Raw genomic sequence first — 19,737 nt, forward strand, 5'->3', positions numbered from 1 at the left:
CCCTGGTTACGGGAAGGGGCGGGGTGGGGGAAGGAAAACAGGGCCCCGGTCACCGCAAGGTGACCAGGGCCCCGAACGCTGCGCGGTGGACCTCAGTCCACGAGGTTCACCGACCGCGACGACGTCGCGCCGATCTCCTCCGCGACCTCGTTGAGCACCGACTGCGGCACGGTGTCGTCCACGGTCAGGACGGCAAGGGCCTCGCCCCCGATGTCCGTACGGGACACCTGCATGCCCGCGATGTTGATGCCTGCCTCACCGAGGATCCGCCCGACGGTGCCGACGACACCCGGACGGTCGGTGTAGCGCAGGACGACCATGTGCTCGGCGAGCGCCAGGTCCACGTCGTACTCACCGATCGCGACGATCTTCTGGAGGTGCTTGGGGCCGGCCAGCGTGCCGGAGACCGAGACCTCCTCGCCGCCCGAGAGGGTGCCGCGCACCGTCACGACGTTGCGGTGGTCGGGCGACTCGCTGCTCGTCGTCAGGCGGACCTCGACGCCGCGCTCCTGCGCGAACAGGGGCGCGTTGACGTACGAGACGGTCTCGTCGACGACGTCCTCGAAGACACCCTTCAGGGCGCTGAGCTCGAGCACCTTGACGTCGTACTGGGTGATCTCGCCGTACACCTCGACGTCCAGACGGGCGGCGACCTCGCCCGCGAGGGCGGTGAAGATGCGGCCGAGCTTCTCGGCCAGCGGCAGACCCGGCTTGACGTCCTCGGCGATCACGCCGCCCTGGACGTTGACCGCGTCCGGCACGAGCTCACCGGCCAGCGCGAGGCGAACCGATTTGGCGACCGCGATGCCCGCCTTCTCCTGCGCCTCGTCGGTCGAGGCACCGAGGTGCGGGGTGCAGACGACCTGGTCGAACTGGAACAGCGGGGAGTCCGTGCAGGGCTCCTTCGCGTACACGTCGAGGCCGGCGCCGGCGACGCGGCCCTCCTTGAGTGCCGTGTACAGCGCCTCCTCGTCGACGATGCCGCCGCGCGCGGCGTTGACGATGCGGACGGACGGCTTGACCTTGTGCAGCGCCTCGTCGCCGATCAGGCCGACCGTCTCGGGCGTCTTCGGCAGGTGGACGGTGATGAAGTCCGAGACCTCGAGCAGCTCGTCGAGGGAGAGGACCTTCACGCCCATCTGCGCGGCCCGCGCGGGCTGCACGTAGGGGTCGTACGCGACGATCTTCATGCCGAAGGCGGACATGCGCTGGGCGACCAGCGCGCCGATGCGGCCGAGGCCGACGACGCCCAGGGTCTTCTCGGCCAGCTCGACGCCCGTGTACTTCGAGCGCTTCCACTCGCCGTTCTTGAGGGCGCCGTTCGCCTGCGGGATGTTGCGGGCGGTGGCGATGATCAGGCCGCAGGCGAGCTCGGCGGCGGTGACGATGTTGGAGGTGGGGGCGTTGACGACCATCACGCCGGCCTTGGTGGCGGCGGAGACGTCGACGTTGTCGAGGCCGACGCCGGCTCGTGCGACGACCTTCAGCTTGTTCGCGGCGGCGATGGCCTCGGCGTCGACCTTCGTCGCGGAACGGATCAGGATGGCGTCCACCTCGGCGATGGCCGGGAGCAGCTCGGCTCGGTCTGCTCCGTTGCAGTGCCGGATCTCGAAGTCCGGCCCCAGCGCGTCGACGGTGGCGGGCGACAGCTCTTCAGCGATGAGTACGACTGGTTTCGGAGACGCAGTGCTCACGTGAGTCCTCACAAGTCCCAATGCGGACGGCCGTCCCGACGGCCGCAGGCGGTGGAGGGGTGCTAGCCGCGTGGAAGACGCACGACGCTGTGGGCCTGACGCGTTTCTGTGCAGTGTAGTGGCGGTTGCCGGGCGCCGTTTTCCACCTCGGCGGAAGGATCACTCATCCGTGGGTGGACGAGTTGGATATAGCCCTTGACGGGCCGAGAAGGGGGCGAAGAAACAGGGCCGCCCCGATACGGAGCGGCCCTGTGCCGTGCAGGACTCAGTCCTCGTTGTCGACCCAGCTCATCAGCTTGCGCAGCTTCTTGCCGGTGGTCTCGAGCAGGTGGTCCTCGTCGGCCTTCTTGTACTCGTTGTACTTCGGCAGACCGGACTCGTACTCCTTCATCCAGTTGTTGGCGAAGGTGCCGTCCTGGATCTCGCCCAGGACCTTCTTCATCTCGGCCTTGGTGGTGTCCGTGATGATGCGCGGGCCGGTGACGTAGTCGCCCCACTCGGCGGTCTCGGAGATCGACCAGCGCATCTTCTCCAGGCCGCCCTCGTACATGAGGTCCACGATCAGCTTCAGCTCGTGGAGGCACTCGAAGTACGCGATCTCCGGCTGGTAGCCAGCCTCCACCAGGGTCTCGAAGCCCGCCTTGACCAGCGCGGCCGTGCCACCGCAGAGGACGGCCTGCTCGCCGAACAGGTCGGTCTCGGTCTCCTCGGTGAAGGTCGTCTTGATGACGCCGGCGCGGGAGCCGCCGATGCCCTTGGCGTAGGACAGGGCGAGCGCGAAGGCGTTGCCGGTGGCGTCCTGCTCGACGGCGGCGATGCAGGGAACGCCGCGGCCCTCCTCGTACTGGCGGCGGACCAGGTGGCCCGGGCCCTTCGGGGCGACCATGCAGACGTCGACGCCGGCCGGGGGCTTGATGAAGCCGAAGCGGATGTTGAAGCCGTGGCCGAAGAACAGCGCGTCGCCGTCCTTCAGGTTGTCCTTGATGGACTCCTCGTAGACCTTGGCCTGGATCGGGTCCGGGACCAGGATCATGATCACGTCGGCCTCGGCGGCGGCCTCGGCCGGGGTGACGACGCGCAGGCCCTGCTCCTCGGCCTTCGCCTTGGACTTGGAGCCCTCGTGCAGGCCGACGCGGACGTCGACACCGGAGTCGCGCAGGGACAGCGCGTGGGCGTGGCCCTGGCTTCCGTAGCCGATGACCGCGACCTTGCGGCCCTGGATGATGGACAGGTCGGCGTCGTCGTCGTAGAACAGCTCGGCCACTGGGTTTCTCCTAAGTGTGCTGATGTTGCGTCCCACCGTACGGCGAGTGGGGTGCGGGAAGTTTCGGGGTCTCGGTATACGGGCGGCCGGTGCCGGCCGGCCGCCCGTTTCCGGTCATTCGCGTAGTACGTCGTCCGTGTTCCGGTCGATCTTTACGGCTCAGGCCGACCGGTCGAGAGCGCGCAGCGACCGGTCGGTGATCGATCGGGCGCCGCGGCCGATCGCGATCGTGCCGGACTGGACGAGCTCCTTGATGCCGAACGGCTCCAGCATCTTCAGCATCGCCTCCAGCTTGTCACTGGAACCGGTGGCCTCGATGGTGACCGCCTCGGGCGAGACGTCCACGGTCTTGGCGCGGAACAGCTGGACGATCTCGACGATCTGGGAGCGAGTCTCGTTGTCGGCGCGGACCTTCACCAGAACGAGTTCCCGCTGAACGGCCGAACCGGGTTCCAGCTCGACGATCTTCAGGACGTTGACGAGCTTGTTGAGCTGCTTGGTGACCTGTTCGAGCGGCAGGTCCTCGACATTCACCACGATCGTGATGCGGGAGATGTCGGGGTGCTCGGTGACGCCGACCGCCAGCGAGTCGATGTTGAAGCCTCGGCGGGAGAACAGCGCGGCGATCCGGGCGAGGATGCCGGGCTTGTTCTCGACCAGGACGGAGAGCGTGTGCTTGGACATGGGTCTCGTTCCTTTTCCTACGGCTCTCAGTCGTCTTCGTTGTCGCCGAAGTCGGGGCGGACGTCCCGGGCGGCCATGATCTCGTCGTTGGAGGTGCCGGCGGCGACCATCGGCCACACCATCGCGTCCTCGTGGACGATGAAGTCCACCACGACGGGGCGGTCGTTGATCGAGTTGGCCTCCTCGATGACCTTGTCCAGGTCCTCGACGCGCTCGCAGCGGATCGCGTGGCAGCCCATCGCCTCGGACAGCTTCACGAAGTCCGGGACGCGGGTGCCCTTGGACTCGGGGTCGGCCACAGCGTCCGGGCCGCTGTGCAGCACCGTGTTGGAGTAGCGCTGGTTGTAGAACAGGGTCTGCCACTGGCGGACCATGCCGAGCGCGCCGTTGTTGATGATCGCGACCTTGATCGGGATGTTGTTGAGCGCGCAGGTGGTCAGTTCCTGATTGGTCATCTGGAAGCAGCCGTCGCCGTCGATCGCCCAGACCGTACGGCCCGGCTGACCGGCCTTGGCGCCCATCGCGGCCGGGACCGCGTAGCCCATGGTTCCGGCGCCGCCGGAGTTGAGCCAGGTCGCGGGCTTGTCGTACTCGATGAAGTGCGCGGCCCACATCTGGTGCTGGCCGACGCCCGCCGCGAAGATCGTGTCCTCCGGCGCGAGCTGCCCGATGCGCTCGATGACCTGCTGCGGGGAGAGCGAGCCGTCCTCGGGCAGGTCGTAGCCGAGGGGGTAGGTCTCGCGCCAGCGGTTGAGGTCCTTCCACCAGGCGCTGTAGTCGCCGGTGTTGCCCTCGCTGTGCTCCTTCTGCACCGCCTGGATCAGGTCGGCGATGACCTCGCGGGCGTCACCGACGATCGGCACGTCGGCGGCGCGGTTCTTGCCGATCTCGGCTGGGTCGATGTCGGCGTGGACGATCTTGGCGTACGGGGCGAAGCTGTCCAGCTTGCCGGTGACGCGGTCGTCGAAGCGGGCTCCGAGGGCGACGATCAGGTCGGCCTTCTGCAGCGCGGTGACGGCGGTGACCGAACCGTGCATGCCCGGCATTCCCACGTGCAGCGGGTGGCTGTCGGGGAATGCGCCGAGCGCCATCAGGGTGGTGGTGACGGGCGCTCCGGTGAGTTCTGCGAGGACCTTCAGCTCGGCGGTCGCGCCGGCCTTGATGACACCGCCGCCGACGTAGAGGACGGGCCGCTTGGCCTGGGTGATCAGCTTGGCGGCCTCGCGGATCTGCTTGGCGTGCGGCTTCATGACCGGGCGGTAGCCGGGCAGGTCCATGGTGGGCGGCCAGGAGAAGGTGGTCTTCGCCTGGAGGATGTCCTTGGGGATGTCGACCAGGACCGGTCCCGGGCGGCCGGTGGCGGCGATGTGGAACGCCTGCGCGATCGCCCGGGGGATGTCCTCCGCCTTGGTGACCAGGAAGCTGTGCTTGGTGATCGGCATGGTGATGCCGACGATGTCCGCCTCCTGGAACGCGTCCGTACCGATCGCCTTGGACACGACCTGACCGGTGATCGCGACCAACGGCACGGAGTCCATGTGCGCGTCCGCGATCGGTGTGACCAGGTTGGTGGCGCCGGGCCCGGACGTCGCCATGCACACCCCGACCTTGCCGGTGGCCTGCGCGTAACCGGTGGCCGCGTGGCCGGCGCCCTGCTCGTGGCGGACCAGCACGTGGCGCACCCGCGTGGAGTCCATCATCGGGTCGTACGCCGGCAGGATGGTGCCGCCGGGAATGCCGAATACCGTGTCGGCGCCGACCTCCTCGAGCGAACGGATGAGGGACTGCGCACCCGTCACGTGCTCGACGGGGGCGGACTGCTGCCCTGAGGAACGGGGCCGCGGCTGCGGATGGTGGGCCCCGGAGGCCTGCTCGGTCATCGGCATTCTCTTCTCGATGCTGAGGGTTTTTGCGAGGGTTGTGCAGGATGTGGCTGTTGCCGGTGCAACAAAAAACCCCTCGTGCCGGGAGGCAAGCGAGGGGAGCGCGTCGGTGCGGGCGCTGGGTGACCGGTGGTCGTCCGGTGGTCCCAGCTTCAGCCGACGCGCTTTCCAAGTACGAGAATTCGGGTGCGCATGGCACTGACCCTCTCCCCGGGACGCGGCGCCTGTCAAGTAGGTGGGACAGGAGTCTCATCATGTGAACGCGGGGGTGCCCCGCCCGCGAATACCGCTTCCACGGGCCCGTGCGGAACCGGGAAGAGGCCGGCGGACAGGGCGCGGCGCAGACGGTACTCGTCCAGGGGCCCGGAGAAGGCCTTGCCCTGCCCGTGCGTACACCCCATCGCGCGGAGAGTGACGACCTGTTCGGGCAGGTCCACGCCGTCCGCGACGGACTGCAGCCCCAGATCGGTGGCGATACGGAGCACGCCGCTGGTGATCTTGTGCAGCCGCGCGGACTCCACGACGCCCTCGACCAGACTGCGGTCCAGTTTGAGCATGTCGACGGGGAGCCTGCGCAGTGCGGTGATCGCCGCGTATCCGCTGCCGAGGCCGTCCAGGGCGACGCGGACGCCGAGCCTGCACAGCGCCGTGAGACGGCGCTCCAGCTCGTCAAGGGAGACGCGGGGATCGCTGTCGGCGAGCTCGATGACGAGGGCGCCGGAGGCCAGCCCGTGCCGGGTGAGCAGCGCCTCGATGGAGCTGAGCGGCATGGTGCGGTCCAGCAGGCGGCGTGCGCTCATCCGGACGGTCACGGGCGCGGCGAGTCCCGCTCTGGCGCGGTCGGCGGCCTGTTTGACGGCCTCCTCCAGCGTCCAGCGGCCGAGCTCGGCGGTGCGCTCGCTGTCCTCGGCACCCCGCAGGAACTGGTCGGGCGTGAAGAGGATGCCCTGGGCGGAGCGCCAGCGGGGCTGTGCGGCGACCGAGGTGATCCGGCCGGTGGCCAGGGAGACCACGGGCTGGTGGAGCAGCACGAACTCCCCGGCGTGCAGCGCGCTGCGCAGCCTGCCCGCCAGCTCCGTCCTGCGGACGACGTCGGTCTGCATCTGGGGTGCGTACAGCTCGACGCGGTCCTTGCCCGCGGCCTTCGCGCGGTACATGGCGAGGTCGGCGTTGCGCAGCAGCTCGCCCGCGGCGAGTCCCGGTTCGGCGAAGGCGACACCGATGGAGGCGGCGACCCGGACGTCACCGCCGTCGACGGTGTAGGGCTGGGAGAGGATCACCCTCAGCCGGTCGGCGAGCTCCAGTATGTGCTGCTCGCGGGCCGCCCGGTCGCGGGTGCCGTCGCCCACGATGAGGGCCGCGAACTCGTCACCGCCGAGGCGGGCGGCCGTGTCCCCCTTCCGTACGGCCTCCTGGAGCCGGCGGGCGGCCTGGACGAGGAGCTCGTCGCCCGCCTGGTGGCCGAGGCGGTCGTTGACGGCCTTGAAGCCGTCGAGGTCGATGAAGAGCACGGCGGTGCCGCGGTCGGAGCTGCGGCGGCCGCCGAGGGCGTGGCTGACGCGCTGGGTGAACAGGGCGCGGTTGGGCAGGTCGGTGAGCGGGTCGTGCTCGGCGTTGTGCTGCAACTGGGCCTGCAGGCGGACCCGTTCGGTCACGTCCCGGCTGTTGAGGATGAGGCCGCCGTGGTGGCGGTTGACCGTCGACTCCACGTTGAGCCAGTCGCCGGTGCCCGACTTGAAGCGGCACTCGATACGGGTCGTGGGCTCCTCCGTGCAGCTGGCCGCGAGGAAGCGGCGCACCTCGTGGACGACGCGGCCGAGGTCGTCGGGGTGGATGAGCGAGGCGAGCTCGGAGCCGACCAGCTCGTCGGCCTCGCGGCCGTAGACACCGGAGGCAGCCGGGCTGACGTACCTCAGGACGCCGTTCGGCGCGGCGATCATGATGACGTCGCTGGAGCCCTGCACCAGGGAGCGGAAGTGGTTCTCCTTCTGGGCCAGTTCATAGGTCAGCCTGAGGTTGTCCAGGAGCATGATGCCCTGGCGCACCACCAGCGCGAGCACGACCGTGCAGGCCGTGAAGAGCATGACGCGGTCGACGCTGCGGCCGCCCAGGACGTTGCAGAGGATGCCCAGCGTGCACACGGTGGCGGCCAGATAAGGCGTGAGGGCCGCGAGCGAACTCCCGAGCGGCCGTGTGGCCGGATACCAGCCCTGTCCGTCGGCGCCCGGGTGCCCGTGGGCGTGCCCGTGCTCCACGGGTGCGTGGTCGTCCTCCTCCGGCTGTCCGGGCCGGCGTCCGGCCCAGGGGGCGTAGGCGAGCAGGAGGGATCCCGCGAACCAGCCCGCGTCGAGTATCTGGCCGGAGCGGTAGCTGTCGTGCAGCAGCGGCGAGGTGAACAGCGCGTCGCACATCACGGTCAGGGCCAGTGCTCCTATGGCGGTGTTCACCGCGGCTCGGTTCGCCGATGTGCGCCTGAAGTGCAGCGCGAGCACCATGCTGACCAGGGCGATGTCCAGCAGGGGGTACGCGAGGGTGAACGCGGCCTGCGCCACGCCCCGTCCCTCGGAGTGCGCGGTCTGCGCCAGGGCGAGGCTCCACGACAGCGTGAGCAGCGAGCCGCCGATCAGCCAGGCGTCGAGCACGAGGCAGACCCAGCCGGACCTGGTCACCGGCCGCTTGGCGAGCACCAGCAGTCCGACGATGGCGGGCGGTGCGAAGCACAGGAAGAACAGGTCGGCATAGCTCGGCGACGGCATCGGCCTGTTCAGGACGACCTCGTACCAGCCCCAGACGCCGTTGCCGAGGGCCGACATCGCGGACGAGAGCGCGAACAGCAGCCACGCCGGGCGGAAGCGGCTGTGGCGGCTGCGCGCGAAGCGGCAGCACGAGACGGCCGCGGCGGCAGCTGCGGCGCTCAGCCCGAAGTCGCCCATGATCATCGCGAGCAGGTCCGAACCCCAGCCGAACGCGGATCCCGCGGCGTAGGCGGCGCACAGCAGCACCAGGACGAGCTGCGGTCTGTGGATCCTCCTCCGGCTGCCGAGGCCGGCGGGACGCGGCAGCCGGCCCCCTGCCGGGAGCAGCGTCCTGAGCGCTCCGCCCAGCACGGCAGCGGGGGTCGGGCGCGAGCTCACCGGCTTGCTCCGGTCGCCGCCGCTGTCCTCCGCCCCCGCCGGTCCGGATGCCGGCGTCCCCAGCACGCGCACTGCCCGCGATCGGTGTGACCGCCGACGTGGCCTCTGCGCGTCGGTGTGCGCCAGGCGTGCGCGCGTGGCCTCCGCCGCGTCGGATCGTTGGTCCATAGGCCGTGCATCGCCCGTCGCCCCCCTTGCAGTCCGATCTATCCGTCCCCGCGCCGAACTCCGCACGGCGCTACCCCTGTCGGGGACGATACACCAGTCCCGTCACTGTGCGACATAGTATCTCTACGCTGCGTGACCAACCACAAGGATCTGAATACCCAGCGAAGTTGAGGCACTGCGGAGGGTGTCCAAAGCGGAACTGTCAGCCGGTCGTGAGCACCACGTTGTCCAACGGCTCCCCCGCCGCGAAACGGTTCAGCTGAGCGACGACAAGGCGTTTGGCGCGCGGCAGGAACGCAGACGTCGGACCACCCACATGGGGACTGATGAGCACACCGGGCGCATTCCACAGCGGATGGCCGGGCGGCAGCGGCTCGGGGTCGGTCACGTCGAGGGCGGCACTGATCCGGCCGTTCTCCACCTCCGCGAGCAGGGCTTTGGTGTCGACGACGGCGCCGCGCGCGACGTTCACGAGCAGCGCACCGTCCTTCATGCTCGCCAGGAACCCGGCGTTCACGAGGCCCCTCGTCTCGGGCGTGAGCGGTGTCGTCAGGATCACGACGTCGGCTTCGGGCAGCAGGTGCGGCAGGGCGGAGATGGGGTGCACGGGACCGCGCTCCGTGTCGCGGGCGGAGCGCGCGACGCGCGCCACCCGCGCGCACTCAAAGGGCACGAGCCGGTCCTCCACGGCGCTGCCGATGGCTCCGTATCCCACGATGAGGACCGATTTGTCGGCGAGCGCGGGACGGAAACCGCTCTGCCAGGTCCCCGTCTGCTGTGCCCTGACGAACCCCGGGATGCCGCGGAGCGAGGCCAGCGTGAGCGTGAGCGCCAGTTCGGCCGTACTGGCCTCGTGGACCCCGCGCGCGTTGCACAGCTGTACCCCGGCCGGCAGCCGCGACACGGTCCCCAGGACGTCGTCGACGCCGGCGGTCAGCGTCTGGACGACCCGGACGGCAGGCATGGCCAGCATCGGCTCGATCTTCACCGATGCGGGCCGCATGTACGGCACCACGTAGAAGACGCAGTCCCGCGGGTCGGCCGGATAGTCCCGGCTGCCGTCGCCGCCGTCGTCCCCACCGCCCGGAGCTCCGTCCCAGAAACGGTAGTTGAACCCCTCGGGAAGACCTTCGATCTCCTCGGCCGGGATGGGAAGCCACACATCTGCAGTCATGGTCATGAGGCTATGCGAAGGTCCCCTGGGCGCAGCGGCTAGTTTGGGGAGCCTCTCGGAGAGGCAGTGGGAGGATTCCGCAGGTGGAGCGCAGGACGATCGGCGCGGGTGCGCTCGAAGTGGGCGCGATCGGACTCGGGTGCATGCCGATGAGCTGGGCGTACACCGCCTCCCGGCAGCGCGGCGACGAGTCGCTGCGGACGGTGCACGCGGCGCTGGACCAGGGGTCGACGCTGCTGGACACCGCGGACATGTACGGACCGTTCACCAATGAGCTGCTGATCGGCCGCGTGCTGAAGGAGCGGCGCGGCGACGCGTTCGTGTCGACCAAGTGCGGGCTGCTGGTGGGCGAGCAGCACATCGTGGCCAACGGCCGGCCGGCGTATGTGAAGCGGGCCTGCGACGCGTCGCTGCGGCGGCTGCAGACGGACACCATCGACCTGTACCAGCTGCACCGCGCCGATCCCGAGGTGCCCGTAGAGGAGACCTGGGGTGCGATGGCCGAGCTTGTCGCGGCCGGGAAGGTACGGGCGCTGGGGTTGTGTGCGGTGGGTGCCCGCGCCTCGCGGCGCATGGAGTCCCGGATGCGCGACGGAACGATCCGGCTCCTTGAGCGGGTACAGCAGGTGTTCCCGGTGAGCGCCGTACAGGCCGAGCTGTCGGTGTGGTCGCCCGAGGCGCTCGACGCGCTGCTGCCGTGGTGCGAGGCGCGCGGTGTGGTTTTCCTGGCCGCCATGCCCCTGGGCAACGGCTTCCTCACGGGCACGCTGACGCCCGGCGAGGGCTTCGAACCGGACGACGTACGGGCCCGCCACCCCCGCTTCACGGCGGAGATGATGGCCGCCAACCAGCCGATCGTGGCGGGGCTGCGGCGGATAGCGGAGCGGCACGGGGACGGGGCCGGACGCGGGGACGGGTGCGATGGCGGACGTCGCGTCACCACGGCGCAGGTGGCGCTGGCCTGGGTGCTTGCGCAGGGCCGGCATGTGGTGCCGGTGCCCGGAGCCAAGCACGAGCGCTGGGCTGTCGAGAACGCGGCAGCGGCCGAACTGCGACTTACCCGGCAGGACCTCGCGGAGATCGGGGCGCTGCCGGCGGCGCGGGGGTCGTGGGACTGACCGCGTCCCCGGGCGGCCCGAGACCCACGGGAGCGGTCCCGAGACCCCGGGGAGGTCCCCGGAGCGGCCCCGAGACCCCGGGTGCGGCTCCGATATCCCGGGAGCGGCCGCGAGACACACGGGGGCGGTCCCGAGACCCCGGGGGCGGCCCCGAGATCCCGGGAACGGTCCCGAGACCCCCGAGGGCGGCCCGAGACCCCGGGGCAGGCGGCCCCAAGACCCTGAGATACGGAGACTTCACGGCGCTCGCCGCGGAGCTCCGGGCTCCGGATCCCCCGGACGAAAAGCCGCGCTCCTGCTGGCGGGCAGGTGCTCCCTCCGGCCCGGATCCCCGAGCGAAAAGAAAGACGGTGCCGCCGGGAACCTTGGAGGCACCTCAGCGGTGTAGACAGGGAGAGCCGCCGTGTCGATGCCGCGCCGAAGGGACCCTGATCGTGGAACATCGAGCTGTGACCGCCGCGCTGGCCGCCGCCGCGCTCCTGCTGGCGGGTGGGTGCTCCTCCGGCGAAGCGGAGCGGAAGGACGACGGCAGGAGTTCGTCGCCGAGCGCGTCGAAGCGGGTGTCATCGCCCTCAGGCGCGGCGGACGAGGACGTCCCGTCCGCCAAGGGCTCCGCGAAGGTCGTCCGCACGGTCGCCGAGGACCTGAAGTCCCCGTGGGGCCTCGCCGAGCTGCCCGACGGCGACCTGCTGGTGTCCTCGCGCGACGAGGGGACGATCACCCGCGTCGACGCGGACAGCGGCAGGAAGACGGAGATCGGATCGGTCCCCGGCGTGGCCCCGGCCGGCGAGGGCGGCCTCATGGGCCTCGCCCTCTCCCCGGCGTACGCCTCGGACCACATGGTCTATGCGTACTTCACGACCGAGTCGGACAACCGCATCGCCCGCATGCTCTACGACGAGAAGAAGCCCGCGGGTGAGCAACTGGGCGCGCCCGACACCGTCTTCAAGGGCATCCCGAAGGGCTTCATCCACAACGGCGGCCGGATCGCCTTCGGGCCGGACAAGATGCTGTACGCGGGCACCGGCGAGACGGGAGACACCGGTCTCGCGCAGGACAAGGAGTCGCTGGGCGGCAAGATCCTGCGCCTGACTCCGGACGGCGAGCCCGCGCCGGGCAATCCGTTCGGCGACGACTCACCGGTGTACTCCTACGGGCACCGCAATGTGCAGGGCCTCGCATGGGACGAGGACAAACGCCTGTGGGCGGCCGAGTTCGGGCAGAACACCTGGGACGAGCTGAATCTGATCGAGCCGGGTGACAACTACGGCTGGCCCTCGGTGGAGGGCAAGGGCGGCGAGTCCCGCTTCCACGACCCGGTGGCCCAGTGGCGGACCGACGAGGCCTCACCGAGCGGCATCGCGTACGCCGAGGGGTCCATCTGGATGGCCGGGTTGCGGGGCAAGCGGCTGTGGCGGATCCCGCTCGACGGCACGCAGGTGTCGGCGGACCCGCAGGCCTTCCTTGAGGACACGTACGGCCGGCTGCGCACGGTGGTGCCCGCCGGCGGAGACAAGCTGTGGCTCGTGACGAGCGAGACGGACTCCCGGGGGACGCCGGAGGCCGGGGACGACCGGATCCTCGAGGTAGAGGTGAAGTAGGCGCCGGACGGCGGACGTTGTGCCGTCAGTCCTGGTTCGGTCCTGGTGCAGTCCTGGTTCAGTACTGGTCAGGCTCGGCGGGTCCGCCCTCGACCGGTTCCTCGGCCGGCTGTGCCGGCGGTCGTACGACCACCTTGCCCGAAGCCAGGTCGATCGGGCCGCGCCCCGGATCGCCGTCCCCAACGTCCAGCCGGGTCAGCTCCAGCCGGCTCCGCTCGTCCTCGGTGTGCTTGCGCCCCGGTGCGAAGAGCTCCTCAAAGGCGTTGAACATCGGCACCTCCCCGGACCGGGACTCCGGTCCTCGCTACTCGTCGTCGATCAGCGGCGACCGGCCGATGACCGCCGAGGACTCGTTGATGCCCGCGGGCCGTCATCCGGCGGCGAGCCGGTCCCCGGGCTCGTCCGGAAACAGCCGCAGCCGATGTGCCACCGCGGCAGCCTCGCCGCGCCCCGAGACGCCCAGCTTGGCGAGGATGTTGGAGACATGGACGCTGGCCGTCTTCGGGGAGATGAACAGCTCCTCGGCTATCTGGCGGTTCGTGCGTCCCACGGCGACCAGGCGCAGTACGTCCCGCTCCCGGCTGGTCAGGCCGAGGGAATCGGCCGGGTCGGCAGGGACGGCCGGGGCGGGCGCCGCATCGCCGGTGAGCGTCAGGCGGGCGCGCTGGGCCAGCAGGGCCACCGACTCGGCGAGCGGGCGGGCACCGAGACGGTCGGCGACGGCCAGAGACTTCCGCAGCAGTCCGGCGGCTTCGGTGCGGCCCTCCTCGCCGGCTCCGCAGGCCAGGAGGGCCTCCGCGAGCCGGTAGCGGACGCGCGCGAGATCGTAGGGGCGCTCCAGCGGACGGAAGGCCTCGACGGCCTCCGCCCAGAGCTCGATGGCGTTGCGGCCCTCGGCGCGCCGCAGCTCCGCGCGGACCCACTGGTCGTACGCCGACCACACCGGCACTCCCGTGGCGAGCGACCTGGCGGCGGTGCGGATGCGGTCCAGCACCTCGGCGCGGCCCGCCTCGGCGACCGGGAGCCCGCGCGCGTCGGCCTCGGTCGTGGCGGCGGCCAGCAGCAGCGGCCAGCCGTACCGCTGCGTACCGAGCGGGAAGCCCGCTGCGAGGACGCGGTCCAGCTCGGCGCGGGCGTCGAGTATGCGGCCCTCGCCCGCGGCGACGCCGATGATGATGCGGGAGAGCGGCAGGGACTGCTGCGGCATGGGGTCGTGCGTGCCGTAGTGGTCATGGGCGGCGGCCAGGTGGTGGGCCGCCTCCGCGAACCGGCCCCGGGCCAGAGCGAGATAGGCGAACCGCGTGGCACCCATGGCGCGGGACTTGGAGCTCTGGCCGGTGCGCTGGGCGCGTGTCGCGGCGTCGGCGGCCTCGTCCCACCGGCCGAGCGCGTACAGCGACTCCGAGAGGTTGCTCCACACCCACGCCTCGGAGTCCAGCACGCCGAGCTTGCGGCAGATCTCGACACCCTCCTTCAGGATGTCGACGGCCTCCCGTGAGCGGCCGACTCCTTCCAGATGCGACGGCAGGTTCACATGGCAGCGGCCGATGACGGCGGGGACGCCGAGCTCCATGACCCGTTCCTTGACCGCGTACATCTCGGCGAGCCCGGCCTCCACATCGCCTGCGTCGACCATGAGACCACCGCGGGTGAGCCGCGCGGTCATCTCGATCTCGCGGGCTCCGACCATGCGTGCGTACTCCACGGCGCGCTCAGCGGCCGTCAGGGCGTCCGGGCCCGGCTCGTGCAGCATGGACCAGCCGGCGACGTTGGCCAGGACATCGGCGTGCACCTCGGACGGCGGCAGTCCGCGCACCAGGTCCTGGGCGGTGGCGAGCTCCTTCCAGCCGTCGCCGCGGCCCTGGTTGCGCACCAGACTGGACCGCTGCACCCAGAACCAGGCGGAACGGAGGGGGTCCCGCTCCTCCTCGAGCAGGCGCAGCGCCCGCTTGGTGATCTTCAGGGCGCGCTCCCGCTCCCCGCACAGCCTGCCCGCGACGGCGGCCTCGGCCATCAGGTCCAGATAGCGCAGCGGTGTGGTGGCCGGGTCGCAGCCGCAGGGAGGATAGACCTCGGTGTAGTCGACGGGACGCAGCTCCCCGCGGACGTCCTCGGGGGCCGCGTCCCACAGCTCCATCGCCCGCTCGAGGAGCCCCAGTTGCTCGGAGTACGCATGGCGGCGGCGGGCCTCGACGGAGGCGCGCAGCACGGCGGGCAGCGCCTTCGCGGCGTCGTGCGCGTGGTACCAGTAGCTGGCGAGGCGGGTGGCGCGCTGGTCGGCCGGGACGAGCGACGGGTCGGCCTCCAGAGCCTCGGCATAGCGCCGGTTGAGGCGGGAGCGCTCGCCGGGCAGCAGATCGTCGCTGACGGCCTCGCGTACGAGGGCGTGCCGGAAGCGGTAGCCGTCGCCGTCGGGCGTGGCCAGCAGGATGGTGGCGCCGACGGCGGCCCGCAGCGCCTCGATCAGGTCGTCCTCGGCGAGCCCCGCCACGGCCGCGAGCAGCGGATACTCGACGGTCGATCCCCCCTCGGCCGCGACGCGCGCGACCCGCTGGGCGTGCTCGGGCAGCGCCTCGACGCGGACCAGCAGCAGATCGCGGAGGGAGTCGGTGAGCCCCGGGCTGCAGCCCTCGTGCGCGGCGACGGCGAGCTCCTCGACGAAGAAGGCGTTGCCGTCGGACCGTTCGAAGATGTCGTCGACCAGGGACGGCTCGGGTTCCTGGGCGAGGATGCCGGCGATCTGGCGGCCCACTTCGTCGCGGCTGAACCGGCCCAGCTCGATGCGCCGGACGCTGCGCAGCCGGTCGAGCTCGGCGAGCAGGGGCCGCAGCGGGTGGCGGCGGTGGATGTCGTCCGCGCGGTAGGTGGCGACGACGACGAGGCGGCCGCTGCGCAGCGTACGGAAGAGATAGGCGAGGAGGTGGCGGGTCGAGGCGTCCGCCCAGTGCAGGTCCTCCAGGACGACGACGATCGTGCGGTCCGCGGCGAGCCGCTCGAGCAGGCGCGCGGTGAGCTCGAAGAGGCGGGCCATGCCCTCCTCGTCGTGCCGTCCGTGCAGCCGGCGGGATGCATCACCCAGCTCGGGGACGAGCCGCGCCAGCTCCTCCTCCTGTCCGGCGGTCGCAGCGGCCAGCTCGTCGGGCAGCTGCGTGCGCAGGGCGCGCAGCGCCGTGGAGAACGGCGCGAACGGCAGGCCGTCCGCGCCGATCTCGACGCAGCCGCCGACCGCCACGACGGCTCCCTCGAGGCGGGCCCTGGCGGCGAACTCCTCGATGAGCCGGGTCTTGCCGACGCCCGCCTCGCCGCCGACCAGCAGCGCCTGAGGCTCGCCCTGCGGCTCGCCCGCGGCGCCGGACGACGGGAAGGCGCCCCGTCCCGCGGTGCCGGGCGATGAGTAGGCGCCCCGTCCCGCGGTGCCGGGCGATGAGTAGGCGCCCCGTCCGGCGGCACGGGTGAGCGCATCGTTCAGTACGCCCAGTTCGTCTGTGCGGCCGACGAACACCGGGCTGACGGACCTGGTCTCCACAACGCCGAGCATCGCACAGGGCTCTGACACCGCGGCACTCGTTATTCGTGACGCGGCCTCCAGGGCAGGCGCGTCGGCCGCAGTGATCGCAGCCGCCGGGGGAACGCTCACCGCCTCCGCCGCGATCGCGGCGGCTTCGCCCTCCCCGGCGCCCCTCATGCCGTGGGGGCGAACTGCGACCGGCGCGGCTCCTGGTTCTCATCGCGGGGGCCTCCCACGGGCCCCCGCGTATCCTGCCTGCTCACCCGCCCTTCGTCTTCGTCGCGCGCGGAGCGCCGGGCGGCGCGGCGGGCCTCACGGGCCTCGCGCAGCAGGCGGCCGCGCTCGGCCTCACGGATCAGCTCGGCGTGGCGCGCCTGGTGCATCTCGTACTCGAACATCTCGTACCCCTCGTGACGAGTCGGTTGGTCGGCCTCGCTCTCTGCGATGCCTCAACCCTCGTCTCCCAGGGGCCCGCGCCACATCGGGAGAGTGCCGCATCTTGCATGCATGAAGGGCCTTAGGCCCGTCGTAAGGGCTGCTTATGCAGCTGGACGACGGCCCCGAGGCCCCTCAGGACGTGCGGAAGATCAGGCCGACCAGGCCGATCAAACCCATCAAGCCCATCAAGCCGATCAGGTGGACGGCATGGAGAGGATGATGTCCGTGTACTTGGCGGCGGCCAGCAGCAGGCCGATGACGCCGAGCGAGACCCCCGCCCACGCGACGGACTTGATCCAGGGCGCCTGGACCCGGTCCGGGTCGCCGAACGCGGGCCGGACCAGGACCACGACGCCGACGATCAGCGCGGCGAGCGCGAAGAGACCGGCGACCAGCGCGTTGACGTTCCAGGAGTCGGCGTAGATCTGCTTGATCTGCGTGGCGACGCTCGAGCCCGACGCCACCTCCAGCTGGCCGTACAGCGAGTCGCGTGCCTGGGCCACGGTGCCCACCCAGCTCCCGGTGAGCGAGACCAGGCCGAGCGCGGCGGAGACGACGGCGGCGGCGCCCTGGCCGACACCGGAGGACGCCTTGGCGGCCGCCGCCTCTTCGCCGGCCGGTACGCCGTCCGCGTCCGCGCCCGTTTCCGGGTTCACGTCGGCGGCGTCCGCGGAGCTCTCCTCCGCTGCGGTCCCCGCGGTCTCCTCCTCGACCGTGTCGACCTCTTCCCCGGCCTTGTTTCCGGCTGCCTCAGCTGTCTTGGTTCCCATGCTCCGCACCGTACGGACGGAGTCTGAGAACTCCCTTAATGATCGTTTCAACCGGCTTCCGCTACAACGCCCGTGTCGTCGCCGCCGCACGCGGCTGGTGGGCCGTCGCAGGGCCTGAGGCAAGAGCACCCTGAAAGGCCTACTGCGGCGAAGGCCCACTGCGGGTGACCGCTCAGTCGAGCTGATCGCCGATCGCCATCACCAGCACTCCGGCGATCAGACCGACGAGCGCCCGCTTGGTGCGCCCGCGCCAGCCCAGTACGGCCACGGTGGCGCAGATGACCGCACCGACCGCGTACGCGAGGGCGGCGCTCGCCGGGGCTCCGCTGCTGAACCGCATCGCGGAGGCACCGGATCCGGCCAGTGTCAGTACCGCGCCGGACGCCGTCGACGCCCGCCGGGCACGCCGCGCCTCCCGGGCCCGCTGTTCGGCGACGGTCTCCAGGTCCTCGTCCTCGTCCTGGTTCTCGGTCTCGGGCTCGGTCTCGTCGATCTCGTCGTCGGATTCGTCCGTCCCGGCAGCGAGTTCTTCGTCGGACTCGCTGTCAGGTCGCGCTTCGGTCCCGAGGTCCGTCCGGTCGTCCGTCGTGTCGTCCGTGCGGGCCAGTTGGGCTGTGTTCCCGTCGCGTTCCGCCATGGCCCGGGAGCGTACCCGGTGAGTGGAATACGGAAATCCTGGGGCCGTACAACGAAAGGGCGGTGCACCGGTCGGTGCACCGCCCCTTCATGCAGTACGAAGCCGTACGAAACGGACCCCTCTCCAGGAGAGGCTCAGCCCTCGACGCCCAGCTTCTCCAGGATCAGCTCCTTGACGCGTGCCGCGTCGGCCTGGCCACGCGTGGCCTTCATGACCGCGCCCACCAGGGCGCCGGCCGCGGCCACCTTGCCGCCGCGGATCTTGTCCGCGATGGCCGGGTTGCCGGCGATGGCCTCGTCGACGGCGGCGGTGAGCGCGCCTTCGTCCGACACGACCTTCAGGCCGCGCTTCTCGACGACCTCGTCGGGAGTGCCCTCGCCCGCGAGCACGCCCTCGATGACCTGGCGCGCCAGCTTGTCGTTGAGGGAGCCCTCCTTGACCAGGGCCGCTACCCGCGCGACCTGCTCGGGAGTGATCGGCAGCGCCGCAAGCTCCACGCCGTCCTCGTTGGCGCGGCGGGCGAGCTCGCCCATCCACCACTTGCGCGCGGAGGCGGCGTCGGCACCGGCCTCGATCGTGGCGACGATCGAGTCGATGGCACCGGCGTTGAGCATCGACTGCATGTCGTGGGCGGAGACACCCCACTCCTCGCGCAGCCGGTTGCGGCGCACCAGCGGCAGCTCCGGCAGCCCTGCGCGAAGCTCCTCGACCCACTCGCGGGACGGCGCGACCGGCACCAGGTCCGGCTCCGGGAAGTACCGGTAGTCCTCGGCCTCTTCCTTCACGCGGCCCGAGGTCGTCGAACCCGTGTCCTCGTGGAAGTGGCGGGTCTCCTGCACGATCGTGCCGCCGTCGCCGAGGACCGCCGCGTGACGCTGGATCTCGAAGCGGACCGCACGCTCCACGGAGCGCAGCGAGTTGACGTTCTTCGTCTCGCTGCGGGTGCCGAACTTGTCGGCGCCCTTGGGCATCAGCGACAGGTTGACGTCGCAGCGCATCTGGCCCATCTCCATACGGGCCTCGGACACGCCGAGCGCCTTGATGAGCTCGCGCAGCTCGGCGACGTACGCCTTGGCGACCTCGGGAGCGCGCTCGCCCGCGCCGACGATCGGCTTGGTGACGATCTCGATGAGCGGGATGCCCGCGCGGTTGTAGTCGAGGAGGGAGTGCAGGGCGCCGTGGATACGGCCCGTCGCGCCGCCGACGTGCGTCGACTTGCCGGTGTCCTCCTCCATGTGCGCGCGCTCGATCTCCACGCGGAAGACCTCGCCGTCCTCGAGCTGGACGTCCAGATAGCCGTTGAAGGCGATCGGCTCGTCGTACTGCGAGGTCTGGAAGTTCTTCGGCATGTCCGGATAGAAGTAGTTCTTCCGGGCGAAACGGCACCACTCGGCGATCTCGCAGTTCAGCGCGAGGCCGATCTTGATCGCGGACTCGACGCCGGTCGCGTTGACGACCGGGAGCGAGCCGGGCAGGCCGAGGCAGACCGGGCAGGTCTGCGTGTTCGGGTCGGCGCCGAGCGACGTCGAGCAGCCGCAGAACATCTTCGTCTTGGTGCCGAGTTCGACATGGACCTCGAGGCCCATGACCGGGTCGTACGACGCGAGTGCGTCCTCGTACGGGACCAGGTCGGTCGTGGTCGTGGCAGTCACGGTGAAACTTCC

14 protein-coding genes are annotated in these 19,737 nt (G+C 70.8%); 2 read left to right on the top strand and 12 right to left on the bottom strand.

What is annotated here, in order from left to right; translation table 11 throughout:
- Positions 1-92: 92 nt before the first annotated feature.
- The 6 genes from serA to STSP_RS03740 form a co-directional block, all read right to left on the bottom strand.
- Complete coding sequence (gene serA, locus STSP_RS03715; RefSeq protein ID WP_067271971.1) at positions 93-1,694, bottom strand: phosphoglycerate dehydrogenase; 1,602 nt, start codon at positions 1,692-1,694, stop codon at positions 93-95.
- A 265-nt stretch (positions 1,695-1,959) separates the two neighbouring features.
- Positions 1,960-2,958, bottom strand: coding sequence for a ketol-acid reductoisomerase (gene ilvC, locus STSP_RS03720; RefSeq protein WP_067271972.1), 999 nt, complete (start codon positions 2,956-2,958; stop codon positions 1,960-1,962).
- Positions 2,959-3,117: 159 nt separating this feature from the next.
- The gene (gene ilvN, locus STSP_RS03725; RefSeq protein WP_067271974.1) at positions 3,118-3,642 is read right to left on the bottom strand and encodes an acetolactate synthase small subunit; all 525 of its coding nucleotides are present in this window, start codon (positions 3,640-3,642) and stop codon (positions 3,118-3,120) included.
- Positions 3,643-3,668: 26 nt separating this feature from the next.
- The gene (locus STSP_RS03730) at positions 3,669-5,522 is read right to left on the bottom strand and encodes an acetolactate synthase large subunit (RefSeq protein ID WP_107441191.1); all 1,854 of its coding nucleotides are present in this window, start codon (positions 5,520-5,522) and stop codon (positions 3,669-3,671) included.
- Between the two features lie 230 nt (positions 5,523-5,752).
- Positions 5,753-8,659 carry a putative bifunctional diguanylate cyclase/phosphodiesterase gene (locus STSP_RS03735; protein WP_067272007.1) on the bottom strand — a complete coding sequence of 969 codons (2,907 nt, stop codon included), beginning with the start codon at positions 8,657-8,659 and terminating at the stop codon, positions 5,753-5,755.
- A 370-nt stretch (positions 8,660-9,029) separates the two neighbouring features.
- The gene (locus tag STSP_RS03740) at positions 9,030-10,001 is read right to left on the bottom strand and encodes a 2-hydroxyacid dehydrogenase (protein ID WP_198547253.1); all 972 of its coding nucleotides are present in this window, start codon (positions 9,999-10,001) and stop codon (positions 9,030-9,032) included.
- Between the two features lie 83 nt (positions 10,002-10,084).
- On the opposite strand from STSP_RS03740, the gene STSP_RS03745 reads away from it, so the two are divergent.
- Together STSP_RS03745 and STSP_RS03750 are read left to right on the top strand one after the other, a co-directional pair.
- Positions 10,085-11,119 (top strand): aldo/keto reductase, encoded by a 1,035-nt coding sequence (locus tag STSP_RS03745; protein WP_067271981.1) that lies wholly within the window; start codon positions 10,085-10,087, stop codon positions 11,117-11,119.
- Between the two features lie 434 nt (positions 11,120-11,553).
- A complete protein-coding gene (locus tag STSP_RS03750) occupies positions 11,554-12,720 on the top strand; it encodes a PQQ-dependent sugar dehydrogenase (RefSeq protein ID WP_078066867.1) in 1,167 nt (388 codons plus the stop codon).
- A 58-nt stretch (positions 12,721-12,778) separates the two neighbouring features.
- Here STSP_RS03750 and STSP_RS03755 read toward each other — a convergent pair whose 3' ends face one another.
- From STSP_RS03755 to gatB, 6 genes are all read right to left on the bottom strand, one after another.
- Complete coding sequence (locus STSP_RS03755; protein WP_067271984.1) at positions 12,779-12,991, bottom strand: DUF6191 domain-containing protein; 213 nt, start codon at positions 12,989-12,991, stop codon at positions 12,779-12,781.
- Positions 12,992-13,090: 99 nt separating this feature from the next.
- On the bottom strand, positions 13,091-16,258 hold the full coding sequence (locus tag STSP_RS03760) for a helix-turn-helix transcriptional regulator (RefSeq protein ID WP_067271985.1): 3,168 nt from the start codon (positions 16,256-16,258) through the stop codon (positions 13,091-13,093).
- A gap of 143 nt (positions 16,259-16,401) precedes the next feature.
- Positions 16,402-16,626, bottom strand: coding sequence for a hypothetical protein (locus STSP_RS03765; RefSeq protein ID WP_067271987.1), 225 nt, complete (start codon positions 16,624-16,626; stop codon positions 16,402-16,404).
- A 234-nt stretch (positions 16,627-16,860) separates the two neighbouring features.
- Complete coding sequence (locus STSP_RS03770; protein WP_067271988.1) at positions 16,861-17,436, bottom strand: hypothetical protein; 576 nt, start codon at positions 17,434-17,436, stop codon at positions 16,861-16,863.
- A gap of 172 nt (positions 17,437-17,608) precedes the next feature.
- Entirely contained in the window at positions 17,609-18,073 is a 465-nt protein-coding gene (locus STSP_RS03775) for a hypothetical protein (protein ID WP_067271990.1), read from the bottom strand.
- A gap of 134 nt (positions 18,074-18,207) precedes the next feature.
- The gene (gene gatB, locus STSP_RS03780) at positions 18,208-19,725 is read right to left on the bottom strand and encodes an Asp-tRNA(Asn)/Glu-tRNA(Gln) amidotransferase subunit GatB (RefSeq protein ID WP_078066868.1); all 1,518 of its coding nucleotides are present in this window, start codon (positions 19,723-19,725) and stop codon (positions 18,208-18,210) included.
- Positions 19,726-19,737 lie beyond the last annotated feature (12 nt).

Origin of the sequence: Streptomyces jeddahensis (genome assembly GCF_001642995.1) — a bacterium.
Taxonomy (GTDB): Bacteria; Actinomycetota; Actinomycetes; order Streptomycetales; family Streptomycetaceae; genus Streptomyces; species Streptomyces jeddahensis.